Origin of the sequence: Aequoribacter sp., from assembly GCF_965659035.1 — a bacterium.
Classification (GTDB): Bacteria; Pseudomonadota; Gammaproteobacteria; order Pseudomonadales; family Halieaceae; genus Aequoribacter.
Map to the genome: position 1 here is coordinate 1 of NZ_CBFHWH010000142.1, position 2,590 is coordinate 2,590.

Sequence of the window (2,590 nt, forward strand, 5' to 3'; positions counted from 1 at the left end):
TCAAAGGCGTCGCATTGTCAGCCGCTACAGTAACGACGGTGTTGTGGAAGAAGCCGCCTGAACCCGCTTTAAAGTTCAAAATGTATTCATCGTCCGCCGCTTTTTTGTCAGCGATAATGGTGACGTTAGACAAAGTCGGCTTGGACAAGAATAGACTCGTGCCTTGGGTATCCATCTCGAACGCCTCACCCGAACCATTGGGCGACTGCTTAACGATGATGTACTGCAAGTTGCCCTGATAGCCTTCGTCCCAGTCAACTGAGTCGTCTAAGTTGTTGGTGAATACGCCATATTTTAGGTTTACGGTACCGCCGTAAAACTCAATGCCGTCGTCTGAGTTACCCTCGACTTGGATGTACTCCATAGTCGTGCCAGCACCCACACCAACCAACGAGATACCGTTGATTTCGTTACCTGGTGCGAACTCGTAACCACCTTCGGCAACGACAACGTACTTAAGGACACCGCTGTTGTCGTTGGCGTTATAACCGCCCGCGAAACCCGATTCACCCTCGGAGTCAATGTTACAAACAGCCCCACCATCGGCACATTCGTTGTGAGGACCGAAACCGTGAATAATCAAACCACCCCACTCGCCAGCGCCCGTTATATCAGCATCATCTGAGCTGAATACGATCGGCTTATCGGCAGTACCTGCCGCCATAATTTTTGATCCGCGGGTAATCACTAAGTTGGCGAATGTACCGGTCTCGCCGTAGATGTTTACACCAGGCTCAATCGTCAAGGTCACGTTTTGAAGCGAGGAGCCATCAGCTAACGTAGTGCTGTCAGAGAGCTCACCGTTACCATTACCGACCGTCACACGGCCAGTCATAAGGTAATCAACACCAGCGACCAAGGTAGCGTCAGCACTAATCGAGCTCGGTAAAACACATTGACCGTTGGCTGCTTCCGTGGTGAACGCGGGGCACTCGACGACAGGATCGGTGGTACCGCCCGTGTCTGTTCCCGTATCGGTGTTGGTATTGTTGGTTGTCGTGTTGTTGCTGTTGACCACATCGTTGCTTGAAGTCGGCGCATCAATGTTAATCGTTGCGCTATCCCCCTCCGAGCAGCCTTGTAGCCCACCTAGAGCGCCTAGCGTGATTAACGCCGCGGCCAGTTGCTTTCTCATCATTACACTCCTCATTGGTTTTCACCCTTTCGCACTGCGTGCATTTAAAATTTCCAGTCGATACCGACTGATAAAGACATGCCTTTCTCGTACGCTTGGAAGGTCTGCCCGCCCTGCGTATATTCGTATTCACTGTTCAGGATATTGCTGAGCTTGGCCTTCAGTGTGCCCTGCTCGGCAAACTCCCAACGGTAGACCAAGTTCAAGTCCAAACGTGGCTCATAGATCACGTCCGGCGCACCTGACACACCCACGTCAGCAATGGACTCTCCGCTTTGGTTCAACAGCAAGGTCAGCTGCTGCCCACTGGCGAAGTCGTCGTAGCCAATCACCAAGTTGGCGGTATATTCGGGCTGCCCTTGCAGCGCGCGGCCTGTAGCGCCGCTGCCAAAGGTGACTTCTGATTCAATCAATGCAGTGTTGAACGAGATAAAGATCGAGTCGTCGTAGTCATCACCTAACATGAACTCTTTACGACCTTCGATCTCGATACCGTAAAGCTCGGCACTGTCTGAGTTGGTAAATGTCCGGGAATTACCCGCGGTGCCCGATGCTGGCTGCACAACACGCTCAATGGGTTTATCAAAGTCTTTGTAGAACAAGGCAACCGATAAACTGTCTTGCTCGTCGAAATACCACTCCCAACGCAAGTCCGCGTTCATAATCGTCGAGATTTGGAGGAAGGGGTTACCACGTACACGGAAGTTAAACTCGGTATCGTAGAATGTTGCGTTGGCCGCTTCTTTAAAGTCGGGTCGAGCCACCGTCTCGGATACCGCAAAACGCAGTTGATGTGAGTCGTTGATGAACCAGTTCACACCAAATCCAGGCAACACCGACGACTCGTCGATCAAGGATTCCACCGGAGCCTGAGTACCTTGTAACGAGAAGGTCTTAGTGGTCTGCTTGTAGGTCTCGTAACGTGCACCAAGGAGCACCTGCCAAGAGGTGTTAAAGGTGTGGTCGTACGAGAAGTAAACGCTGTTGTAATCCAGTTCCGCGTCATAGCTGTCACTGGCAAGCGTTTTATCGACGAAGACGAACCCATCATTCGGGTTGTCTGCGACGGTATCTAGCTCAGGAGAAACACCTGCGACCAATACCTCAGACGCAAGAATATTGTCGGTATTTAGCAGATCATCACGAGCTTGGTTGATGTTAAACCCGTAGGTTTTCGACTCTGAATCACGCTCGCGATAAATGCTTTGTGCACCGAATTGCAGCGAGGAGAACGCTTCACCGTCATCAAAAATATCCCAGGTAAAATCCAGAGTACCGTCGAAGTTCGCATCGGTAAGCTCGTCGTAGCGTTTAAACGTCGTACCAGGCTCTACAAAGAAACCCGCTAGAGCGACTGTCTGCTGATCGTTAAGCCGGTCAAATGCAAATCCCGCCTTAAGCTCGGCGGCATTTGTTTGCGACTGGGACGCCCTAAATTCTGACTCACGGCGCTCA

Annotated in this window: 1 protein-coding gene and 1 pseudogene; both read right to left on the reverse strand. The window is 51.4% G+C overall.

Annotated features, from left to right (window positions below):
- Positions 1–1,138: pseudogene (locus tag ACTF5Z_RS11780) on the reverse strand (hypothetical protein); the annotation flags it as partial.
- Between the two features lie 41 nt (positions 1,139–1,179).
- A partial coding sequence (locus ACTF5Z_RS11785) for a TonB-dependent receptor domain-containing protein (protein WP_438985806.1) occupies positions 1,180–2,590 on the reverse strand: 1,411 nt, incomplete at its 5' end.